Source organism: Pyxidicoccus sp. MSG2, from assembly GCF_026626705.1.
In the GTDB taxonomy this organism is placed as follows: Bacteria; Myxococcota; Myxococcia; order Myxococcales; family Myxococcaceae; genus Myxococcus.
Window position 1 is genome coordinate 5,623,323 of record NZ_JAPNKC010000001.1, and the last position, 22,244, is coordinate 5,645,566.

The 22,244-nt window shown below is 69.6% G+C and carries 16 protein-coding genes; 7 read left to right on the forward strand and 9 right to left on the reverse strand.

The features are described from left to right. The first annotated feature begins 160 nt into the window (after window positions 1-160). Window positions 161-1,036: a Uma2 family endonuclease gene (locus OV427_RS21870; protein ID WP_267858085.1), complete on the forward strand. Its 876-nt coding sequence runs from the start codon at window positions 161-163 to the stop codon at window positions 1,034-1,036. A 13-nt stretch (window positions 1,037-1,049) separates the two neighbouring features. Here the strand turns inward: OV427_RS21870 and OV427_RS21875 are convergent, their stop codons facing one another. The 6 genes from OV427_RS21875 to OV427_RS21900 form a co-directional block, all read right to left on the reverse strand. Continuing rightward, complete coding sequence (locus tag OV427_RS21875; RefSeq protein ID WP_267858086.1) at window positions 1,050-2,624, reverse strand: LVIVD repeat-containing protein; 1,575 nt, start codon at window positions 2,622-2,624, stop codon at window positions 1,050-1,052. A gap of 118 nt (window positions 2,625-2,742) precedes the next feature. Beyond that, a complete protein-coding gene (locus tag OV427_RS21880) occupies window positions 2,743-4,389 on the reverse strand; it encodes an LVIVD repeat-containing protein (RefSeq protein WP_267858087.1) in 1,647 nt (548 codons plus the stop codon). A gap of 36 nt (window positions 4,390-4,425) precedes the next feature. After that, window positions 4,426-6,003, reverse strand: coding sequence for an LVIVD repeat-containing protein (locus OV427_RS21885; RefSeq protein WP_267858088.1), 1,578 nt, complete (start codon window positions 6,001-6,003; stop codon window positions 4,426-4,428). 93 nt (window positions 6,004-6,096) lie between these two features. Further along, entirely contained in the window at window positions 6,097-7,716 is a 1,620-nt protein-coding gene (locus OV427_RS21890) for an LVIVD repeat-containing protein (RefSeq protein ID WP_267858089.1), read from the reverse strand. Window positions 7,717-7,850: 134 nt separating this feature from the next. Further along, the gene (locus OV427_RS21895; RefSeq protein WP_267858090.1) at window positions 7,851-9,470 is read right to left on the reverse strand and encodes an LVIVD repeat-containing protein; all 1,620 of its coding nucleotides are present in this window, start codon (window positions 9,468-9,470) and stop codon (window positions 7,851-7,853) included. A 131-nt stretch (window positions 9,471-9,601) separates the two neighbouring features. Beyond that, complete coding sequence (locus tag OV427_RS21900; RefSeq protein WP_267858091.1) at window positions 9,602-11,335, reverse strand: LVIVD repeat-containing protein; 1,734 nt, start codon at window positions 11,333-11,335, stop codon at window positions 9,602-9,604. Between the two features lie 355 nt (window positions 11,336-11,690). On the opposite strand from OV427_RS21900, the gene OV427_RS21905 reads away from it, so the two are divergent. The 3 genes from OV427_RS21905 to OV427_RS21915 all read left to right on the forward strand — a co-directional run bounded on the left by OV427_RS21905 (window position 11,691) and on the right by OV427_RS21915 (window position 15,537). Next, window positions 11,691-12,794, forward strand: a complete 1,104-nt coding sequence (locus OV427_RS21905; protein ID WP_267858092.1) for an AAA family ATPase — start codon at window positions 11,691-11,693, stop codon at window positions 12,792-12,794. 12 nt (window positions 12,795-12,806) lie between these two features. Beyond that, window positions 12,807-13,700: a tRNA pseudouridine(55) synthase TruB gene (gene truB, locus OV427_RS21910; RefSeq protein WP_267858093.1), complete on the forward strand. Its 894-nt coding sequence runs from the start codon at window positions 12,807-12,809 to the stop codon at window positions 13,698-13,700. Window positions 13,701-13,968: 268 nt separating this feature from the next. Further along, window positions 13,969-15,537, forward strand: coding sequence for a hypothetical protein (locus OV427_RS21915; RefSeq protein WP_267858094.1), 1,569 nt, complete (start codon window positions 13,969-13,971; stop codon window positions 15,535-15,537). A 227-nt stretch (window positions 15,538-15,764) separates the two neighbouring features. Here the strand turns inward: OV427_RS21915 and tkt are convergent, their stop codons facing one another. The 3 genes from tkt to OV427_RS21930 all read right to left on the reverse strand — a co-directional run bounded on the left by tkt (window position 15,765) and on the right by OV427_RS21930 (window position 20,042). Continuing rightward, entirely contained in the window at window positions 15,765-17,822 is a 2,058-nt protein-coding gene (gene tkt / locus OV427_RS21920) for a transketolase (RefSeq protein ID WP_267858095.1), read from the reverse strand. Between the two features lie 150 nt (window positions 17,823-17,972). Continuing rightward, the gene (locus OV427_RS21925) at window positions 17,973-19,178 is read right to left on the reverse strand and encodes a vWA domain-containing protein (protein ID WP_267858096.1); all 1,206 of its coding nucleotides are present in this window, start codon (window positions 19,176-19,178) and stop codon (window positions 17,973-17,975) included. A 15-nt stretch (window positions 19,179-19,193) separates the two neighbouring features. Further along, window positions 19,194-20,042, reverse strand: coding sequence for an AAA family ATPase (locus OV427_RS21930; RefSeq protein WP_163999074.1), 849 nt, complete (start codon window positions 20,040-20,042; stop codon window positions 19,194-19,196). Between the two features lie 235 nt (window positions 20,043-20,277). Here OV427_RS21930 and OV427_RS21935 point away from each other — a divergent pair, with 235 nt between their 5' ends. The 3 genes from OV427_RS21935 to OV427_RS21945 all read left to right on the forward strand — a co-directional run bounded on the left by OV427_RS21935 (window position 20,278) and on the right by OV427_RS21945 (window position 22,147). After that, complete coding sequence (locus tag OV427_RS21935) at window positions 20,278-20,451, forward strand: hypothetical protein (protein ID WP_267858097.1); 174 nt, start codon at window positions 20,278-20,280, stop codon at window positions 20,449-20,451. A gap of 125 nt (window positions 20,452-20,576) precedes the next feature. Next, on the forward strand, window positions 20,577-21,206 hold the full coding sequence (locus OV427_RS21940) for a vegetative protein (protein WP_267858098.1): 630 nt from the start codon (window positions 20,577-20,579) through the stop codon (window positions 21,204-21,206). 428 nt (window positions 21,207-21,634) lie between these two features. Continuing rightward, a complete protein-coding gene (locus tag OV427_RS21945; RefSeq protein ID WP_267858099.1) occupies window positions 21,635-22,147 on the forward strand; it encodes a hypothetical protein in 513 nt (170 codons plus the stop codon). The last annotated feature ends 97 nt before the right edge of the window (window positions 22,148-22,244 follow it).

Genomic DNA, 22,244 nt, shown 5'->3' on the forward strand with positions numbered 1-22,244 from the left:
CACCTCTTGCTTTGCCTCGTCGCTCCACAAGGACGGGAACAGGGCTGGGACGCGCATGGCGGAAGCAAGGTCGGAGGAAGTCTCGGACGAGCAGGTCGGGAGGGAAACAGTCACACGGCAGGCAGTTGACCTCCAGGGTAGGATGCCGCACGCTCATCCCATGAGGCCCAATTCGGGGAAGCGCGGAGACAAGTACCCTCGCGCTCCCTCCCAGGCGGAGTGGGATGCGATGACGCCCGAGGAGCAGGCTCGGGTGTATGCCGCGATTCCGGGGTGGGTGACCGACGCGGAGATGTCTCCGCCAGAAGGAGACCGGCACTTCCTCCCCAAGGTGCGCGCGCTCGACACGCTCAAGGGGCACTTCGGTCGCGAGCGCCGCCGTGTCTACCTGGCCTGCGAACTACCCGTCTACTACCCCGACGAGCGCCGCTTCGCGCCGGACCTCCTGGTCGTGATGGATGCTGATTCGCACGTGCGCGACAAGTGGATGGTGAGCGCCGAGGGCAAGGGCCTCGACGTCGTGCTCGAGGTCCACGTCGGCGGCCTCCGCAAGAAGGACGCGGTGCAGAACGTGGAGCGCTATGCCCGTCTGGGCATCCCGGAGTACTTCATCTACGACGGCGGCAGGCAGACGCTGTGGGGATACCGGCTGGCGAGCACCAAGTCGCGGAAGTACGTCCCCATCAAGCCGGTGGACGGGCGGCTGCCCTCGAAGCGGCTTGGCCTGGAGATCCAGGCAGAGGGTGACCGGCTGCGTTTCTACGAGAACAACGTCCAGATTCCGGAGTCGGCGGAGCTCATCGACCAGCTGCACAAGCTGACCGAGGGGCTGCAACGGCGCGCGAAGAAGCGGGTGCGCAGCCTGAAGAAGGAAGCCCGGCTCCGCGAAGACGCGCAACAGCGACTGGCGGAGGAAACCCGACGGCGCGAGGAAGAATCCCGGCGCCGCGAAGAGGCGGAGCGGCAACTGAAGCAGCTCAAGGCCGAGGTGGCCCGGCTCAAGGCGCGGGAAGCCCACCCCGCACCCCGACGCTGACACCTCCGCCGCGCTACGGCTCCTTGAAGATGAACAGCCCGCGCGCGGTATCCACGGCGTACACGTACCCGTCCCCCGGCACGCGGATGCCGATGGCACCTTCGAACATTCCCTCGGACCTGCTCGGGTCCTTATCGCTGAACGTATTGAAGTGGGCCACCTGCCGCGGCTGCGTGGGGTTGGACACGTCCAGCACGCGCACGCCCTCGTGATACCAGGCGACGTACAGCCGCTCGTCCTTGAGGAGGATGTTGTGGATGGACGCGACGTCGCGAAGCTTGAACTCGCCAATCTTCACGATGTTCGCCGGGTCATCCACCTTCAGCACGCGGAGGTGGGCGCCCATCTGCTCTCCGCCGTCGAACGCAATCGTCTGGCCCGCGATGGTGCCCACCGCGCTGTGGTGGGCGTAGTTGTTCTCGAACGTGTAATCGCCCAGGTGCTCGAAGCGGGTCGGGTCGCTGACGCCCACCACCTGGTACCCGCCCTGCGCGTGGCTGACATACAGCCGTCCTCCAAAGGCGAAGGCGTCATGCGGATAGCCCGGAACCCCGAGCACATGTCTGCCGAGCAGCCGGGGCTCCAGGGGCGAGGAGACGTCGAAGATGAGCGTCTCCGCGTTGGGCGACGGTGACATGGCATAGAGCCGGTCTCCGTCCACCAGCACCGTGTGCACGTTGATGGCCGGGCCGCCCGGAAGGTTGCGCAGGAAGACGGGCGCGCCGGGGTTCGAGATGTCGAACACGACAACGCCCGTGTTCTTGCTGGCGACGTACAGCGCATCCCCCTTCGCCCACACCCCGTTCCAATAGTTGTCCCCCGCCATGCTGATGGACGTCTTGAAGACGGGGTGGGCCCGGTCACTCACGTCGAACACGCTGAGCCCGCCGTCGGTACCGCGCAGGTTGACGGACACCACGTACGCGTGGTCCTTCGCGATGTAGAGGTCCACGGGGAACCCCAGCTCCACCCGTGACTCGGAGACGGGCTTGAGGCCGCCCGAGGACTCACGCTCCGCGCGGCCCCACGTCATCCGCTCCGCGCGGAAGGTGCCGGAGTAGAGGGGATTGCCACCGGAGCAGAAGGAGAAGCAGCCCGTGAGCACCCATGCCGTGGGGGCCTCGCAGCCCGCGAGCGTATAGCGCGTGGAGTCCTGCCCGGACGTCCCCTGCTTGAGCCCCGTGACGACGAACGTCTGGCCATCCAGCCGCGGGTCGACGGCCGGGTGCCCCTGGACGCTCCAGGGGGCGCCGTCCGAGGTGAACCGGAGGCTTCCGCTCCCACCGACGCCGATGGTGCTGAGCCCATCTTCACTGGGGAACTCGTAGCGAAGCTTGGTGCGGTAGATGCCCTCGCGGTCCATCGCGCCGAGCGTGGAGCGCTTGCACGAGGACAGGTCGAAGGACTCCACGGAGGACGTGCACGGGTTCGTGAAGTTGACGGAGCAGCTCGCATAGGGGCCCTTGTCCAGCCAGTCGCCCCGCTCCTCCAGCGCAGTGTACCGCCCGTCCCACGGCTTCGACGTGTCGTCATCCGAAGAACCACAGCCAGCCAGCGCCAGCAGGCAGGCGGCCGCGGCAGCACCCATTCCACGCAGAGCTCTCGACACGATACCCCCCAACGAAGCGCGCCCCCCGGCCGTGGGCGCGCGACAGTCCCACCTGTATACCCGCGTCACCGCGCGCGCCGCAAAGCGCCGAGGTGCCTCACAGCTCTTCGAAGATGAGCAGCCCGCGCGCCGTGTCCACCACGTAGACGTACCCATCCCCGGGAACGCGCATGCCGATGGCGCCCTCGTAGAGCTGGTCCTCGCGTCGCGCGTCCGACTCCCGGTAGGTATTGAAGTACGCCAGCTCGCGCGGCTTCGACGGGTCCGACACGTCCAGCACGCGCACGCCCTCGTGGTACCAGGCCACGTACAGGCGCGTGCCCCGCAGCACCATGTTGTGGATGGAGGTGAGGTCCCTCAGCGTGTACTCCCCCACCTTCACGATGTGGGCCGGGTCGGTGACGTCCAGCACGCGCAGGTGCGCACCCGTCGTCTCGCCTCCCTCGAACGCAATCGTGCGGCCGTTGAACGTGCCCACCGCGTTGGTGTGGCTGAAGGCATAGGGGTAGTTGTATCGGCCCAGCAGCGTCGTGTCCGGAAGCGCGCTCACGTCCACCACCGCGAAGCCATCCGAGAGATAGTTGATGTACAGGCGGCCCTGGTACGCGAACGCGTCGTGCGGATAGGTCTGCCGCGCCGGGCCCAGGCTGGCGTCCCTGGGCTCTGAAGGCAGCTTGAAGCGGGTGAGGAGCCGCGGCTCCAGCGGCGAGGAGACATCGAACATCAGCATGGCGTCGCTCCGGAGCGCCGTGGCGTAGAGCCGGTCTCCGTCCACGGACACGGTGTGCACTCCGTCCTGCGTGCTGCCCGGCACGTTGCGCACGAAGCGCGGCTCGGCGGGGCTGGAGATGTCGAACACCAGCACGCCCCGAGCGTCGCTGGCGACGTAGAGCGCGTCGCCCTTCGCCCAGACGCCGTTCCAGTAGGAGTCGCCCGGAATGTTGAAGGACGTCTTCAGCACGGGATGTCGCCGGTCGCTCACGTCGAAGACGGTGAGGCCTCCCCTCCGCCCCGGCCTGTCATACGAGACGACATACGCATGGTCCTTCGCGACGAAGACATCGCCGGGCTTGCCGAGCTCCACGAAGGACTCGGAGAGGAGCTGGAGGCCTCCGGAGGACTCGGCCTCGCCCTGGCGCCACGTCATGCGCTGGGCGCGGAAGGAGCCGAAGTAGCGCAGTTGCCCATTGCCGCAGGCGCTGATGCAGCCCGTGAGCTCGCGCGGGCTGGAGGCCCTGCAGCCGATAAAGGCATACTGCGGTTCGGCAAACCCCGCGGGGATATAGCCCGCCACGTAGAACATCTGGTCGAGGTATGCCGAGAAGGCCTGAAGCCCCTTGACGGAGACCAGCGTCCCGGTGGCATCGAAACGGAAGCCCCCCTCCTCCGGGCGGTAATACGGCTCGGGTCCAGAGGGCTTCTGGAGGGTGGTCTCGACGCGGATCTCCGCGCGGTAGACGGCACCCCGGGTCTCCAGCCCCGCGAGCGAGGCCAGGTCGCAGGCCGCCGGGTTGGGCGGTAGTGTCTCATTGCAGAGGCCGATGGCGCGACCTGCTTCGGCCTCGGAGCACGGCGCGAAGGAGCCGCGGTCCCGCCACTCCCCCTCCTCCGGCAGCGGCGTCCAGGGGCCGTCGTAGACGAAGGGCTCCGGCTCCGGCGGAGGGGGCGACTCGCTGCTGGAGCAGGCGGAAAGCGTGGCGCTGAAGGCGAGCACCAGCAGCGCTCGCGAGGTCGAAGGTCGCATGATGTTCTCGCGGGGATGAAGGGCGCGGCTTGCTTGCTACAGCTCCTCCAGGATGAGCAGCCCGCGAGCGGTATCTACCACGTACACGTAACCGTCCCCCGGCACGTCCAGACCGGTGGCGCCTTCCTCCAGTGCATCACCCCGGCCCGGGTCCGTCTCGCGGTACGTGTTGAACCAGGCCACCTCGCGCACGCGCGTGGGGATGGACACGTCCAGCACGCGCAGTCCTTCCTGGTGATACGTCACGTACAGCCGGCTGCCCCGCAACTCCAGGTCGCGCGGGGAGACGACGTGGCGCAGGCCGTACTCGCCAATCTTCTGGATGGCGGACGGCTCGCTGGCCTCCAGCACGCGCAGCCGCGCGCCCAGGCCCCGGCCCAGCTCGAAGGCGATGGGGCGGTCGGCGAAGGTGCCCACCGCGCTCGCGGCACTGTTCCCATACGGGTACGTATACTTCCCGAGCAGCGACACATGATTCGGGTTGCTGATGTCCGCGACCTTGAAGCCATCCTGTTGCTGATTCACGTAGAGGCGTCCCTGGTGGGTGACGGCCCCACGGCCCGAATAGGGCCGGTCCGCATCCCGGGCGGCCAGCGTGACGTTCTCCACCAGGCTCGGCGCGCGGGGCGTGGAGACGTCGAACACCAGCGTCCCGCGCTCGGGCGACTCCACCGTGGCGTAGAGCCGGTCGCCGTCCACACTCACCCCGCTCACCTGGATTCGATCCTCCGGCACGGTGCGCACGAGGGACGGCCGTGAGGGCTCGGAGATGTCCACCACCGCGATGCCCGCGTCCGAGGTGGCGACATAGAGCGTGTCCCCCAGGAGCGTGGCGTTCTTCCAGTCCGCGTTCCCCTCCGGGCTCAACTGGCCCACGGCCACGGGCGCGCGCCGGTTGGCCACGTCGAAGACGGTGAGGCCCCCGGGGCGGCCGGGCCGGCTCTCCGAGATGACGAAGGCCTGCTCCCCCGTGACGAGCACGTCCATGGGCCTGCCCAGGTCGACAAAGGATTCGGCGAGGAGGCGCAGCCCACCGCCGGCCTCGTCCTCGTCCTGGAAGCGGCTCATGCGCTCCGCGCGGAAGGTGGCGGCCGCCTCCAGCCTGCCGTTCCTGCACACGGAGAAGCAGCCGGTGAGCACGCGCTCATCCACCGCGTTGCAGCCCACGAAGGTGGAGAGCGCGTCACCGTCGCGGCTGGAGAAGAGGAGCGTCCGTGCGCTCCACACGCTGGCGGCGGGCGGAGCCCCCATGACGAGCTCCGGGATGCCATTGACTCCCAGCTTGAAGCCGGCGGGCGCGGCCGGAGCGCGGGACTGCGAGGGGGAGCCCCCGGGCTCGTAGCGCAGCTCCGCGCGGAACACGCCCCGGCGCTCCAGGTCTTCCAGCGAGCGACGCTTGCACGCCGACAGGTCGAAGGACTCCAGCGAGCCACAGGTCACAGAGGAGACGTCCAGCACCCGGCAGGTGGAGAGGGCGCCGGAGTCCACCCAGTCGCCCCGCTCCTCCAGCGGAACGTAGCTTCCATCCCACGGCGGCTCCACGGAGGGGCTGCATCCGAGCACGGACGCGGCGCACGCAAGCAGGACCGTCCACGCGGCGCGAGCAGGCAGCATCGACACATTCTCCGAGTGGCGCCCGCGCCGGCCCACGGGCCACCAGGACTGTCAGTCTAGGGACGACGGTGTGCAGCCGGGAAGCCCGGCTGTCTACGGCTCATCGAAGATGAGCAGTCCGCGCGACGTATCCACCACGTAGATATGTCCATCACCGGGCACGCGCATGCCAATGGCCCCTTCGTACATGCCATCCGCGCGCGCTGCGTCAGACTCGCGGAAGGTGTTGAAGTACGCCACCTCGCGGGGCTGCGTGGGGTCCGCCACGTCGAGCACGCGCACGCCCTCGTGGTAGTACGCGACGTACAGGCGCGTGCCCACGAGCACCATGTTGTGAATCGACGTGAGGCCGCGCAGCTTGTACTCGCCCACCTTGGCGATGCCCGCGGGATTCGTGACGTCCAGCACGCGCAGGTGCGCGCCGAGCGTCTCGCCGCCCTCGAACGCGACGGTGCGGCCATTGAACGTCCCCACCGCGTTGGCGTGGCTGTACGAGTGCCCGTAGGTGTACCTGCCCAGCAGTGTCGGCGTCGTGCCCGCAACGTCCACGGCGAGGAAGCCGTTCTCGGTGTGGTTGATGTAGAGCCGGCCGCCGTACGCGAAGGCGTCATGCGGGTAGCCCGTCCCGTTGGGGTACGCGTAGCGCATGAGGAGCTGGGGCTCGAGCGGGTTGGCAATGTCGAAGATGAGCGTCTCGCGAGTCGAGGGCGCCATGGCGTACAGCCGGCTCCCCTCCACGAACACGGTGTGCACGTTGAGGGTGCCGGTGATGCCGGGCACGTTGGCCCTGCGCACGAAGGCGGGATTGGCCGGGTCGGTGATGTCGTAGACGAGCACGCCCGAGGTGCCGCTGGCGATGTAGAGCGCATCGTCCTTCGCCCACACGCCATTCCAGTACGAGTCATTGGGCCGGTCGAGCGACACGCGCCGCACGGGGTTGCGTGCGTCGCTCACGTCGAAGACGGTGAGGCCGCCGGGCCGTCCCTGGGTGGGAACGGAGACGACGTAGGCATGGCCCTTGGTGACGTACACGTCCACGGGGATGCCGCGGTCCACGTGGGACTCGGAGGAGCGCTGGAGGCCGGAGGACTCGGACTCGCCCTCGCGCCACGTCATGCGCTCGGCGCGGAAGGTGGCGCGGTAGCGCAGTTGGCCATTGCGGCACCACGCCATGCAGCCGGTGAGCGTGCGCGGGCCTGTCGCCTTGCAGCCGGCGAAGGTGAAGCGGTCCACGACGGTGCTGGAGCGCGGCAGCTCGGACGAGACGATGAACGTCCCGGTGTCCACGCGGGACGCGGAGTCCGGCTGTCCCATGACGCGCACGGGCTGGCCGGAGGCATCGAGCTGGAAGCCGCCGTTGCCCGGGGCGAAGTCCACGCCGCCCGTGTTGTTGGGGACCTCGTAGCGAAGCTCCGCGCGGTAGATGGCGCCCGCGCGCTCCAGCCCCGCGAGCGAGGCGCTGTCACAGCGCGACAGGTCGAAGGCGGACTCGGAGCCGCACACGGCGCTGCTGCTGGTCGACACGGAGCAGTCGGCCAGGATGCCGGGGTCCACCCACTCGCCCTTCTCCTCCAGCGGCGTCCAGGGTCCGTCGTAGGGGACGGCGTCCGGGTCGGGTTGCGGCAGCGGCGTGTCCCCCGTCTCCGTCGAGCAGCCGGACAGCGACGTGGCACAGGCGAGCACGAGCAGCAGTCGCGCGGCACGGACAGACATGGAGTGGGTCCTCTTCTCTTCTGCCCGCCACCGGCCGGCGGGCGCACGGCGGGAGAGCTTAGGAGCCCCCGGGTGTGTCGGGAAGCGACACCGGGGAGGAAGCGGTCGGACAGGCGCCCGCTTCCACCGCGTGGCTACGGCTCATCGAAGATGAGCAGTCCGCGCGACGTATCCACCACGTAGATGTGTCCATCACCGGGCACGCGCATGCCAATGGCCCCTTCGTACATGCCATCCGCGCGCGCTGCGTCAGACTCGCGGAAGGTGTTGAAGTACGCCACCTCGCGGGGCTGTGTGGGGTCCGCCACGTCGAGCACGCGCACGCCCTCGTGGTAGTACGCGACGTACAGGCGCGTGCCCACGAGCACCAGGTTGTGAATCGACGTGAGGCCGCGCAGCTTGTACTCGCCCACCTTGGCGATGCCCGCGGGGTTGGTGACGTCCAGCACGCGCAGGTGCGCGCCGAGCGTCTCGCCGCCCTCGAACGCGACGGTGCGGCCATTGAACGTCCCCACTGCGTTGGCGTGGCTGTACGAATGGTCGTAGGTGTACTTGCCCAGCAGCGTCGGCGTCGTGCCCGTCACGTCCACGGCGAGGAAGCCGTCCTCGGTGTGGTTGATGTAGAGCCGGCCGTCGTACGCGAAGGAGTCATGCGGGTAGCCCGTCCCGCCGGGGTAGGCGTAGCGCATGACGAGCTGGGGCTCGAGCGGACGGGTGATGTCGAAGATGAGCGTCTCGCGAGTCGAGGGCGCCATGGCGTACAGCCGGCTCCCCTCCACGAACACGGTGTGCACGTTGAGGGTGCCGGTGATGCCGGGCACGTTGGCCCTGCGCACGAAGGCGGGATTGGCCGGGTCGGTGATGTCGTAGACGAGCACCCCCGCGACCTTGCTGGCGATGTAGAGCGCGTCGTCCTTCGCCCAGACGCCATTCCAGGAGTTGTCATTGGGCCGGTTCAGCGCCGTGCGCTTCACGGGCTTGCTCGGGTCGCTCACGTCGAAGACGGTGAGGCCGCCTTGCCGGTCCCTGGTGGGCTGGGAGACGACGTAGGCATGGCCCCTGGTGACGTACACGTCCACGGGGAGGCCCACGGCCACGTAGGACTCGGAGACGCGCTGGAGGCCGGAGGACTCGGACTCGCCCTCGCGCCACATCATGCGCTCGGCGCGGAAGGTGCCGGGGTAGCGCAGCTGGCCATTGTGGCACCAGGACACGCAGCCGGTGAGTGTGCGCGGCCCCGTCGCCTTGCAGCCGGCGAAGGTGAAGCGGTACGCGCTGTTGGGGCCGGGTACCTGCGACAAGACGAAGAACGTCCCGGTGTCCACGCGGGACGGGGAGGACGGCGGCACCCCCATGACGCTCAGGAGCTGCCCGTTGGCGCCGAACTGGAAGCCGACGTTGCCCGGAGCGCCATTCATGCCGCTCGCGCTGTTGAAGAGCTCGTAGCGAATCTGAGCGCGGTAGATGGCGCGCTCGCGCTCCAGCCCCGCGAGCGAGGCGCTGTCGCAGCGCGACAGGTCGAAGGAGGACTCGGAGCCGCACACGGCGGAGGCGCTGGTCGACACAGAGCACTCGGCCAGGGGGCCGGGGTCCACCCACTCACCCTGCTCCTCCAGCGGCGTCCAGGGGCCGTCGTAGGGGACGGAGTCCGGGGCGGGTCGAGGCGGCGGCGCATCCCCCGTCTCCGTCGAGCAGGCGGACAGCGACGTGGCACAGGCGAGCGCGAGCAGCAGTCGCACGGCACGGACAGACATGGGCGAGTCCTCTTGTCTTCTGCCCGCTACCGGCGGGCGCACGGCGGGGGAGCTTAGGGCGCCAACGTACCGGGAAGCGGCGCCAGGAATGGGTGGAAGCGGGCGGACAGGTGCCCGCTCCCACCGCGCGGCTACGGCTCGTTGAAGATGAGCAGGCCGCGCGAGGAGTCCACGAGGTACACGGCCCCGTCGCCGGGCACGCGGATGCCGAAGGCGCCCTCGGTGAGGTTGTCCGTCCGTCCGGGGTCTGTCTCCCGGAAGGTGTTGTAGTGGGCGACCTGCCGCGGCTTCGTGGGGTTGGACACGTCCAGCACGCGCAGCCCCTCCTGGTACCAGGCGACGTACAGCCGCGTGCCCCGGAGGAGGAAGTTGTGGATGGAGGTGACGGGCCGCAGGCGGAACTCGCCCATCTTCACGATGTGCGCGGGGTCGGTGACGTCGAGCACGCGCAGGTGGGCGCCGCTCGCCTCTCCGCCTTCAAAGGCAATCGTGCGGCCGGCGAAGGTGCCCACCTCGCTGTGGTGCGCGTAGGCGCCGCCGCCGTGGACGAACTGGCCCAGGTGCCGCACGTTCTCCAGGTCGGTGACGTCCATGACGGACAGGCCACCAAACCCGTTGCTGACGTAGAGGCGGCCCTCGTACGCGAAGGCATCATGCGGGCCCGCGGACGAGAGCTCCTCCGGTAGGGAGATGCTCTGGAGCAGCACGGGGCTGAGCGGATTCGTGACGTCGAACACCAGCGTCGAGCTGTCCAGCGACATGGCATGGAGGCGGTTGCCGTCCACGAGCACGGTGTGCACGCCCTCGGGGCCCGCGGCGAAGCTGCGCACGAACTCCGGCGCTCCGGGGTTCGTGATGTCGTAGACGAGGACGCCCGAGTTCAGGCTCGCGATGTAGAGGGCATCCCCCTTCGCCCAGACGCCGTTCCAGTAGCTGTCGCCGGGCAGGCTGATGGACGCCTTGAAGATGGGGTGTCGCGGGTCGCTCACATCGAAGACGGTGAGCCCACCGTCGACGCCGGCATGGTTGAACGAGACGACATACGCATGGTGCTTCGCGACGTAGACGTCCGCGGGCATGCCCAGGGCGACGAAGGACTCGGAGAGCAGCTCGAGTCCGCCGGAGGACTCCGGTTCGCCCGGATGTACCGCCACGTTGTGGGCCTCGAAGGTGCCCGCTCCCGCGAACAGTCCGTCAACGCAGCGGCTGAAGCAGCCGGTGATGATTCCAGGCAACGGCACCTGGCAGCCCGCGAGCGCCGTCACGAGGCCGGTGTAGGGATTCCTTCCGGCGACGAAGAACGTCCCGCCATCCGTCTGCCGCTGGAGGAGGGGCGCGCTGCTCATCATGTCCGGGCCGCCATCGGAGCGGAGCACGAAGCGGGCGGCGGCGGGGCTGATGCGGGTGCCGCCGTCGGCCAGGCGCCGCTCCATGCGCAGGTCCGCCATGTAGATGCCGTGCGGCGGGACGGCGGCGAGCGCTTCCGGCGAGCACTGCGACACGTCATAGCGGGACAGGTCCTCGCAGGAGACGGTGTCCGGGGCTCCCACGGCGTTGAAGGCACACGGGGCATACGGGCCGCGGTCCACCCAGTCCCCCGTCTCCGCGAGCACGGTGTAGCCGCCATCCCAGGGCTCCTCCGGGCCCGCGTCGGCGGTGCCGGAGTCCTCCGAGCCCGCGTCTTCGGAGCCCGCGTCTTCGGGAGTGCCAGCGTCGGAGCCCGCGTCCTCGTGAGTGCCGGAGTCGGACGTCCCCGCGTCCTTCACGGGGTCCGGGTCGGGCGAGTCGGTGCAGCCTGAGAGCGCGAACAGGCAGAGGGCGCCGATGCACGGCAGCGCCCACGGCGAGCGTAGAAGGGACGGCATGGATGTGGACCTCGCGGATGGGGCGTCCCGTTCGAGTCGCGGGCCCCCTGTTCCGGATACGTCCGCGCGAGCCCGGCATAGCTGCGCACCGATGGAACTATTTGCGCCGTGAGCAGGAACTCCACCGGGAGCGCGGCCGAGCGCGGTTGCGGCCCGGGTTGGTCCTGTCGTTGCACCGGAGCGTCGGGGGTGGGTTGGGGGTCGTCAGCACCGCCGGAAGATGCGATGGAGCAGGCGAGCGCCAACGCCCGGGCCTGTCGGGTCGGAAGCATCCTCCGGTGGGGCCGCCGGGCGCGGTGGAGACACGGAGGTCAGGGCGTGGTCTGACGCGCCTGGGAAGGAAGGTTGACGGTTGATGCCCATTACCCGTCTGGAAATCGCCGGCTATCGCTCGGTGCGGCGGCTGTCATTGGAGCTGGGGCCGGTGAATGTGATTGTCGGGCCCAACGGCAGCGGGAAGACGAACCTGTACCGGGCGCTGTATCTCCTGGTGGCGGCGGCGGAGGGGCGGCTGGCGCGCACGCTGGCGGAGGAGGGCGGCACGCCGAGCGTGCTGTGGGCGGGCCCGCGCGAGGGGAAGAAGCCCGTGCGGATGACGGTGGGCGTGGAGCTGGGGGACGTGGCGTACGAGCTGAGCTGCGGCATCGTCCCGCCGGTGCCGGGCGAAGCGGGGCACTTCGCGCTGGACCCGGAGGTGAAGGAGGAGCACCTGTGGGCCTTCTCGGGAGGGCGCAAGGTGGTGTTGATGGAGCGCAAGGACCGCACGGCCTTCCTGCGGGATTCGGAGGGGACGCGGGTGACGTTCCCCACGCAGCTCTGGAGTGCGGAGTCGGTGATGGACCAGCTCGCCGAGCCGCACCGCTTCCCGCGCCTGGCGGAGGTGCAGCGCACGTTGCGAGCGTGGCGCTTCTACCACCAGTTCCGTACGGACCCGGACGCGCCCATGCGGCACCCGCAGGTGGGCGTGCGCACGCCGGTGCTGTCGCATGACGGCAGGGACCTGGCCGCGGCGCTGATGACCATCCTGGAGATTGGCGACTACCGCGCGCTGGAGCAGGGGCTGGAGGATGCGTTTCCGGGCTCGCGGCTGGAGGTGCGCTCTCCGGAGGGGCGCTTCAGCCTGTACCTGCACATGCCGGGGCTGATGCGGCCGATGGGTGCGGCGGAGCTGTCGGACGGGACGTTGCGCTACCTGTGCCTGCTGGCGGCGCTGCTGAGCCCGAGGCCGCCGCCCTTCCTGGCGCTGAACGAGCCGGAGACGAGCCTGCACCCGGACCTGCTGGAGCCGCTGGGCCGGCTCATCACGCGCGCGGCGAAGCACAGTCAGGTATGGGTGACGACGCATGCGGAGCCCCTGGCGAAGGTGGTGGCGGAGCGCTCCCATTGCGCGCCGGTGCACCTGGTGAAGCCCGGAGGCGCCACGGAGTTGGCGGAGCAGTCGACGGGTGAGGAGGACTGAGGTGGGCGGCGCATGACTCCCGGCATCTATCGGGTCCACAAACCGGTGGGCCCCACGAGCTTCTCGGTGGTGCAGTCGTTCCTGGAGGAGACGCGGGCGAAGCCGGGCAAGCGCGTGCCCGTGTGTCATGGCGGCACGCTGGACCCGTTCGCGGAAGGGCTGTTGCTCGTGCTGGTGGGCGGGGCCACCCGGCTGTTCGAGTTGCTGCACGCCGTGCCCAAGACGTACGAGGCCGAGGTGGTGTGGGGCACGGAGACGGACACCGGGGACCTGCACGGCAAGCCGGTGCACCAGGGGGACACGTCCGCGCTGACGCCCGAGCTGCTGGACGCAACGCTCGCGCGCTTCGTGGGCTGGCAGGAGCAGGTGCCGCCGGCGACGAGCGCGAAGAAGGTGGGAGGAGAGCCGGCGTACCGCAAGGCGCACCGGGGCGAGGTGGTGGAATTGCCACCGTCCCGCGTGTACCTGCACCAGGCGCGCTGGCTGTCCCATGCACTGCCGCACTCGAGCCGGCTGTTGCTGACCTGCCGTGGTGGCTACTACGTGCGCGCCCTCGCAAGGGACGTGGGCCAGGTGCTCGGCTGTGGCGCGCACCTGTCGGCCCTGAAGCGCACCGCGATTGGTCCGTGGGAAGACCCACCGCCCGGGCAGCGGGTCGGACTGCACGGTCGCGAGCTTCTTCCCTGGAGCCGAGCGCGCCCGCTGACGGACCACGAGGTCGGCGAACTGCGGCGCGAGCGAGGCATCCCCACGGACGCAACCTGGCCCCCGGACTGGAGACCGCCGCCGGGCTTCCCCGACCCGGAGGCCCCGGTGAGAGGCTTTCACCAGGGCCGGCTCACGTTCCTCCTCCGCGAGAGAGACGGCGCGCTGTGGAGTGAGACCGAGCTCCGCGGAGGACTGTGAAGGTCCCTGGCCCGCGACCTCCGGGAGCTGACGCCGGACGCTGGCGCGGATCCGGTGACTGCCGTCACCACCCCCTGACTCCGGGGTGATGACAGGTGTCACCGGTGGTGACTGTTGTCACCACCCCCTCGCGGCCTCCAGGACACACCCCCATGCGTCCAAACCCCTGAAAAGACGATGAAGTGAAGGTGAGGCCACGGGGGTAGGTGTGTGGCACGCTGCGCGCAATGGGGATGGTCACCACGCTCCAATCAACACGGAGATCCAAATGACCACCCGAATCCCCACGAACCTCGTTGCCCCGGCCGTCCGCGGCTCTGCCACCCGCACCACGCAGGCGCTCACGAAGCCCACCACCGAGCCGGTGAAGACGGCCCTGCCGGAGCCGCGCCGCGGCATCGTCGCCGGCGGCTGTTTCCCGACCGACCACGGCCACTTCCCGCACCACCCGCACCTCCCCGGTGGCCACCTGCCGCACCACCCGCTGCCGCACCACCCGGCGCCGTTCCCGTTCCCGAAGCCGACGCCGTTCCCGCAGCCGCCCCCGTTCCCGGGCGGCCACTGCGGCACGCCGGTGCCGACGAAGCCGACCGGCGGCTGCTGGCAGCCGCTGGACCTGAGCGCGCTGGTGGAGCTGAACAAGCTGGACCAGTCGAAGGGCCCCGTCAGCGCCGATGAGATGGCGGACGCCATCAAGAACGGCACGGCGGACCTGGACGGCCAGGCGGCCTCGGGTGAGTACCGCGCCTTCTCCGAGTGGGCGCAGAAGAACGCCGGCCGGATGACGCCCGAGGCGAAGCAGGTGATGGACATCTACTCCAAGTACGCGGCGCAGTCGCAGGCGCGCGGCGAGACGGGCATCTCCCAGGCGGACAGCCAGAAGATGCTGGCGGAGATGGCCAAGGTCGGTGACCAGGGTGCGAAGCGCGCGCTGGCGAAGCTGGACAAGCTGCCCGCGCCCATCTCCGGCCGCGACATGGCCCGCGCCATCGAGAGCGGCGCGAAGGACAAGGACGGCAACACCAAGGCCGAGCTCGACGCCTTCCGCGACTGGGCCAAGAAGAACAGCGCGAAGCTGTCGCCCGAGGCGAAGGACGTGCTGAACGTCTTCGGCCAGCACGCGGCGAAGTCGCTGGCGACCGGCAACAAGGACATCTCCCGCGCCGAGTGGGCCGAGATGAAGAAGGAGTTCCGCGAGGTGGGCGGTGACGCCAGCGCTCGCAAGGCCCTGGCGAAGCTGGACAAGGAGCACGGCTCCATCTCCGGCGAGGACATGCTGGACGCCATCAAGGAGGGCGTGGCCGACACGGATGGCCACTCCACCACGTCCGAGCTGCGCGAGTTCCAGAACTGGGCCAGCAAGAACAAGGACCGGCTCACGCCCGAGGCGAAGAAGGTGCTGGCCACCTACGAGAAGTACGCGAAGAGCGCGGGCGCCGCGGGCCTGTCGCAGGGCCAGTTCGACAAGATGGTGAAGGACGCGGGCCAGTTCAAGACGTTCCGCGACGACTCCATGCGCAGCGCCCTGGAGAAGCTGGACGTGAAGAACGGCCGCATCTCCGCGAAGGACCTGACGGCGGCCATCAAGGAGGGCGTGGCCGACCACGACGGCCAGGCGGCGGGCGTGGAGTTCGCGGACCTGCAGAAGTGGGTGCGCGACAACTACAGCCGGCTCGGGCCGGACGCGCGCAAGGTGCTCGACGTCTACGAGAAGTACGCCACCAAGGCGATGGCCTCGGGCAGCACGGGCATCGCGAACTCGGACTTCCAGCGGATGCTGCGCGAGATGAACAACGTGAGTGCGCCGCTGCACCGCCCCACGTACATCGCGGCCTGAGTTTCCTGACGGACTCACGTCGCGGGAACCCGGCGGGGGCCGGGATGCGGGGGGCCGCAAGTCCCGCGGCGTGAGCGAGTCAGGAGTTGTGATTGGGGGGATTCGAGGTGCCCGGGCTACCGGGGGGCGGTTCGGGACACCTTGTTGCTTCGGCACTACAAAATGCGAGGGCCTCGGACCGTTGGGGGATGGTCCGAGGCCCTGTCTTTTTCAGCGGGCGTGAGCGCCTACTTCTTCGCCTTCGCCAGCGTGGCCTTGGACACCTGCACCACGTTGTCCACGGTGAAGCCGAACTTCTGCTGCAGGTCCTTGATGGGGGCGGACGCGCCGAAGCTGCGCATGGCGACGACGTCGCCGGAGAGCCCCACCCAGCGCTCCCAGCCGAAGGCGGCGGCCTTCTCCACCGCGACGCGGGCCTTCACGTTCGGAGGCAGCACGCTGTCCTGGTACTCCTGGGGCTGCTGCTCGAACAGCTCCCACGACGGCAGGCTCACCACGCGGGACTTGATGCCCTCGGCCTTGAGCTTCTCGTGCGCGTCCAGGACCAGCGACACCTCGCTGCCCGTGCCGATGAGGATGAGCTCCGGCTTGCCGCCCTCCGCGTCCGCGAGCACGTAGCCACCGCGCCTCACGCCGGACGCCGCGCCGTACTTGCTCCGGTCCAGCGTGGGCACCGCCTGCCGCGTGAGCACGAGCACCACCGGGTGCTTGCGCTGCTCACCAATCACCCGCCACGCCTCCACCACCTCGTTCGCGTCACCGGGGCGCATCACGATGATGCCCGGAATCGCGCGCAGGGAAGCGAGCTGCTCCACCGGCTGGTGCGTGGGCCCGTCCTCGCCCAGGCCGATGGAGTCGTGCGTGAAGATGTGCAGCGCGGGCAGCTCCATCAGCGCGGACAGGCGGATGGCGGGGCGCTGGTAGTCACTGAAGATGAGGAACGTGGCGCCGTAGCCGCGCAGCTTGCTCAGGCACAGGCCGTTGACGATGGAGCCCATCGCGTGCTCGCGCACGCCGAAGTGGATGTTGCGGCCGGCGTACTCCCCGGGCTTCATCGACTCCGAGCCGGTGATGTACGTCTTCGTGGACGGGTTGAGGTCCGCGGAGCCGCCCACCAGCCACGGGTAGTGCTTCGCGACGGCGTTGAGCACCTTGCCGCTGGACTCGCGGGTGGCCATGCCCTTGGCGTCGGCGGGGAACGTCGGCAGCTCCGAGTCCCAGCCCTTGGGCGTGTCCCGGCGCTGCATGCGCTCCAGCTGGTCGGCCAGGTCGGGGAACTGCTTGCGGTACTCCTCGAAGCGCTGCATCCACTCGGTGCGCAGCTGCTTGCCGCGGTTGCCCATGCGCTCCTGGAAGCGCTCGCGCACTCCGTCGGGGACGAGGAACTTCGCGTCCTCGGGCCAGCCGTAGTTGCGCTTGGCGCCCTTGATTTCCTCTTCGCCCAGCGGCTCGCCGTGGGCCTTCGCGGAGCCCTGGAGCTTGGGCGCGCCGAAGGCAATCTGCGTCGTCACGATGATGAGCGTGGGCTTGCCGCGCAACGTCTTGAAGGTGCGCAGGGCCTCGCCCATGGCGGTGAGGTCGTTGGCGTCGGCCACGCGGAGCACGCGCCAGCCGTAGCCCTCGAAGCGGCGGCCCACGTCCTCGGTGAAGGCGAGGTCGGTGCTGCCGTCGATGGAGATGTGGTTGGAGTCGTAGATCCAGCAGAGGTTGGGCAGCTGGAGGTGGCCGGCGACGGAGGCCGCCTCGGAGGCGACGCCCTCCATCAAGTCTCCGTCACCGCAGATGGCGTAGACGTCGTAGCTGAACATCTCGAAGCCGGGGCGGTTGAAGTGCCCGGAGAGCCACCGGCTGGCGATGGCCATGCCCACACTGTTGGAGACGCCCTGGCCCAGGGGGCCGGTGGTGGTCTCCACGCCGCTGGTCCACCGGTACTCCGGGTGGCCGGGGGTGGACGAGTCGAGCTGACGGAACTTCTTGATGTCGTCGAGCGAGACGGTGGGGGCGTCCTCGACGGTGTATTCCCGGGTGACGCGCTTCACTCCGGACAGGTGGAGCAGCGCGTACAGCAGCATGGAGGCGTGGCCGTTGGAGAGGATGAACCTGTCGCGGTCCGGCCAGATGGGGTGGGACGGGTCGTAGCGCAGCTCCTGTTGCCAGAGCTGATACGCCACGGGGGCCAGGGACATGGGTGCCCCCGGGTGGCCCGAGTGGGCCTGCTGCACCGCATCCATGGCCAGGGTGCGGATGGTGTTGATGGCCAGCACGTCCTGCTTGTCGGTCGTCATGGTGTCCTCGCGTTCCCGCTCGCGTGCGGCGCACCATGCCGTAACCGACGCCGGAACGCCGCACGAAACGCGAGCCCGCCCCTCCGGCCGTCCGGCAGTCCACGGGGCAACGGGAATTCATGCCCCGTGGGGCAGGGGAATGCGGCCCGCCTATCGCCGCGCCGCCACGCCCTTCACGGTGCGCCCGCGCGTCAGGTGTGTCACGGCCTCGCCCAGGCCCTCCACGGTGAGGGGGAACATGGGGAAGACGCGGGCCAGGACGGAAATCGTGCCCGAGCGCCACGTGCCCATCGGCTCGGGGTTGAGCCACACGTTGCGCTCGAAGTGCTGGGCCAGCTGCATCATCCACGTCAGCCCTTCCAGCCCGTCCGCCTTGTACTGCCCGTCCGCGTTGGTGCGGATGGACAGCTCGTACGGGGCCATGGAGGCGTCGCCCACCATGACCAGCTTGTGGTGCCGGCCCACCTGCGCGGTCAGCTCCGGCACCGTCATGCCGCCGGTGAGCTGGGGCGTGGCGTAGAGCTTTCCGTAGACGCAGTTGTGGAAGTAATAGATGCGCAGTTCCTTGAAGTGCGTCGCGTGGCTCGCCGCGCTGAACAGCCGGCTCATCACCGCGGCGTACGGGTCCATGGAGCCGCCCACGTCCATGGCCAGCACCACGCGCGTGTTGGGCCGGCGCGGCGGGCGAACCACCACCTCCAGCTCGCCCGCGTTCTTCGCGGTGGCGGCGATGGACTCGTCCACGTCCAGCTCGTCCGGAGCACCGTCGCGAGCGAAGGCCCGCAGCTTGCGCAGCGCCACCGCGAGCTGCCGCGTGTCCAGCACCAGGTCATCGCGATAGCCCGCGTACTTCCGTGCGCCCGCCTGCATCAGCGCCGCGCCCTGCCGGCCGCCCTTGCCGCCCACGCGGATGCCCTCGCGAGCGAAGCCGCCATTGCCGAAGGGAGACGTGCCGCCGGTGCCAACCCACCGGTTGCCGCCGTCGTGGCGCTCCTGCTGCTCGCGCAGGCGCTCCTCGAACATGCGGCGAATCTCCTCCGGGTCCAGCTGCTCCAGCAGCGCCAGCTCCTCGGGGCTCAAGTCCTGCCGCTCGCGAGCCTCCTCCAGCCAGGACAGCAGCTCCTGCGTCAGCTCCAGGCCCGCCGTCTCCACGCCCTTGAAGTGCGCGAGGAACGCCTGGTCGAACGTGTCGAGCTGCGTCTCCGAGTGGACGAGGAGCGCGCGTGCCACATGGTAGAAGCCGTCCAGGCTGCTGTCGTGGAGGCCCGCCTGGAGCGCCCCCGCGAGCGCGAGCGCCTCCTGCGCGCCGACCTTCACCCCGCGCCTGCGCAGCTCGTAGAAGAATGGCAGGAACATGGCGCCGTCCTCTCTTTAGGCCCGGGGACGCCGGCCGCGTCCGAAGGCCTCCGCCACGGAGACCAGGTCCTGCTCCTTCTTCAGCAGGGCGCCCAGGAAGGGCAGGTTCTCATCCAGCTTCAGGTCGGTGACGCCCTGGGACTTGAGCACCGCAATCCAGTCGATGAGCTCGCTGGTGGAGGGCCGCTTGCGCAGGCGGGTGAAGGCGCGCAGCTCGTAGAAGACCTTCAGCGCCTGCTCCGTGAGCGTGGCCTCCAGCCCGGGGTGGTGCACGGCGACGATGCGGCGCATGAGCTCCGCGTCGGGGAAGTCGATGAAGTGGAAGACGCAGCGGCGCAGGAAGGCGTCCGGCAGCTCCTTCTCGTTGTTGGACGTAATCACCACCACGGGGCGGTGCTTCGCGGCCACCTCGTCGCCCGTCTCGGTGACGCGGAAGCGCATCCGGTCCAGCTCGTGGAGCAAATCGTTGGGGAACTCGAGGTCCGCCTTGTCCACCTCGTCGATGAGGAGGACCACGCGCTCGGGGGCGGAGAACGCCTCGCCCAGCGGGCCCATCTTGATGTAGCGGCGGATGTCGCGCACGTCGCCGTCGCCGAAGCGCGAGTCATACAGGCGCTGCACGGTGTCGTAGACGTAGAGGCCGTCCTGCGCGCGGGTGGTGCTCTTCACGTGCCAGGTGAGCAGCCGCTGGCCCAGGGACTGGGCAATGGCCTCGGCCAGCAGCGTCTTGCCCGTCCCGGGCTCCCCCTTCACGAGCAGCGGTCGCTGGAGCGTCAACGCGCAGTTGACGGCGGCCTGGAGGCCCTCGTTGGTCAGGTAGGAATCGGTGCCTCGGAAGCGGACGGGGTTGGGAACCGGAGTCATGTCCCGCCTCCTTTAACATCCACGCCGCCGCCGCGGGGGGCCGCCTGCCGCCCGTCCCGGGCACCGGGCTCCCGAGGGCTTCCCCGCGCCTCGCCAGAGGGTGTCCTGCCCTCTCGGGCACGTCAGACCGAACCCATAGGCTCGTACGTATGAAGGAAGCGGCCTGATGGCGTTTTCCAAGGAAATCCATCGGGTGCGTTCTGGAGTCGGGCAGGTTCCTTGCTGGGAGGCGGTCGTGGGTCACCCGTTCGTTCCGACACTGTTGCTCGTGTGGGCACTTTCCATGGCGCTGCGCGCCTGTGGCGTGACGGCGGCCACCCTGCCGCCCGAGCGTCAGGTGACGCATCCCACGGACTCGATGACGGAGACCCGGCCCGTGGCTCCGAAGGCCCCCAGCGCCCGGGGCTGAGGGCGTTGCTCCCGCGGCAGCCCGACCGGGCAGGATGTATGGCTTCGCCCGCTGGCCAACCGTTGACGTGACGTTTGTAATGGATTTCACGCCCGAGACATGGGTCGGCGTGTATCCTGTGGGCAATGGACCTTGCGAAAGCCCTTGGGGACATCTTCCGGCAGGAGCTTCAGGCGAAGCTGGCACCGTTGCAGACAGCGGTGCAGCGCATGGAGGAAGGCCTGGATGCCCTGGAGTTGCTGCGCTCGGCGACGTTCCGCCTGGCGCCGCTGACCAGTCGTCTTGGCGCGATGGCGGGAGTACGCACGCCCTTGGTGACTCCGGAGCCCGCGGCGAAGCGCGGCGCGGCGAAGGCGAAGCGCGGCGCCGCGAAGCGCGGCAGGCCGCTGGTCGACGGGGCCGCGGGCCGCGCCTCGCTGGCGAAGGCGCCGGTGGTGGTGAAGCGCGCGCGAGCGGAGGAGGGCACGCGGGCCTGCGCCGTCATGGGCTGCAAGCGTCCGAGCCGCTCGAAGGGCTACTGCTCGGCGCACTACCAGAAGCTGCGGCTGCTGATGCGCACCAACCGCCGGCCCGCCGAGTGGGTGGACGACGCGAAGCCGCAGTCCGTGCGTGAGGTGAAGCTGCCGCGCGGGCGTGCCGCGAGCAAGGCGCTGCAGGAGGCCACGCCGAAGAGGTCGCCCCCGCCCGCCGCGCCGCCCAAGCCCAAGGCGTGGGTGCGCAAGAAGGGCAAGGGCGACAAGGTGTCCCTGCACTGAGGAACGCTCTTTCCGTGAGCGCTGCCCACCCGGTGTGAGGCAGCGCGTCCCGGTTCGCCGCGAGTCCCGGCCACCGTGCGTCCTGACGGGCGACGGTTCCCGGTTGTCATGTCAGCGCGTCCCGGCCACCCGTGTGTCCCCCGGCGGCCGGCGGTTTCCGGTGGGCCGCGAGTCCTGGCCCCCGTGCGTCCTGGCCGTCGGCGCATCCCAGCGACAGTCACGTCCCGGCGGTGATGCTGGACCTGGAGCATCCAGTCCGCGGCGTCGCCGGAGGGCCGTCCTCCTCGTCCTGCCGGGCCGCCGAAAGTGGCCTTCCGTGAAGCGGCCGGGGGAAACCCGCGTTCCTGTCCAGGCGAGCGGGCCAGATGCCGGACATCCATGCGCGCGCCGTCGTTGACAGTGCCCGGGCGGAATGGGATTCGGGCCGCATGAGCGAGCAAGGCTATCCGGTCACCGTGGCGGTGCGGCGTCCCGATGGACGTGTGGAACAGGTGCGCGTGGGCACGGCGTTCAAGAACGCCGAGGGCTTCACGCTGAAGCTGGGAGAGATGTCGATTGGCAGCGCGCCGGACGCGGCGGCCGCGGCTCCGCGCCGTGCGGCGGCCCCGGCGGGCGGCGGCGGTGGTGGCGGAGACGGAATGGTCTTCCCCAACTACGGCCGCAGCAAGGGCGCCCCGGTCTCGGGCGCGAGCATGGGAGACCTGGAGTTCTACGCCAACGGCGCGCGGCGCTCGCTGAATGACCCGAGCAAGTCGCGCTGGCACGACAAGGAGCGCCAGCTCCTGGCCGCCATCGAAGCGGAGATGGCACGCCAGCAGGGCGGTGGTGGAGGCGGCGGCGAGAGCTACGGCGGCGGTGGAGGCGGCGGCCGGGGCGGTAGCGGAGGCTTCGGGGACGACGACATCCCTCCGCCGGGCGACGACGACAACATCCCGTTCTGAGTCACGCGAGCAACACTGGCGCGTCCCCCTTCCGGATGACGGAGGGGGGCGCGCGGTAGCACCGGCCCGCGTCCAGATGGCAGCCCGCTCCCTCGGG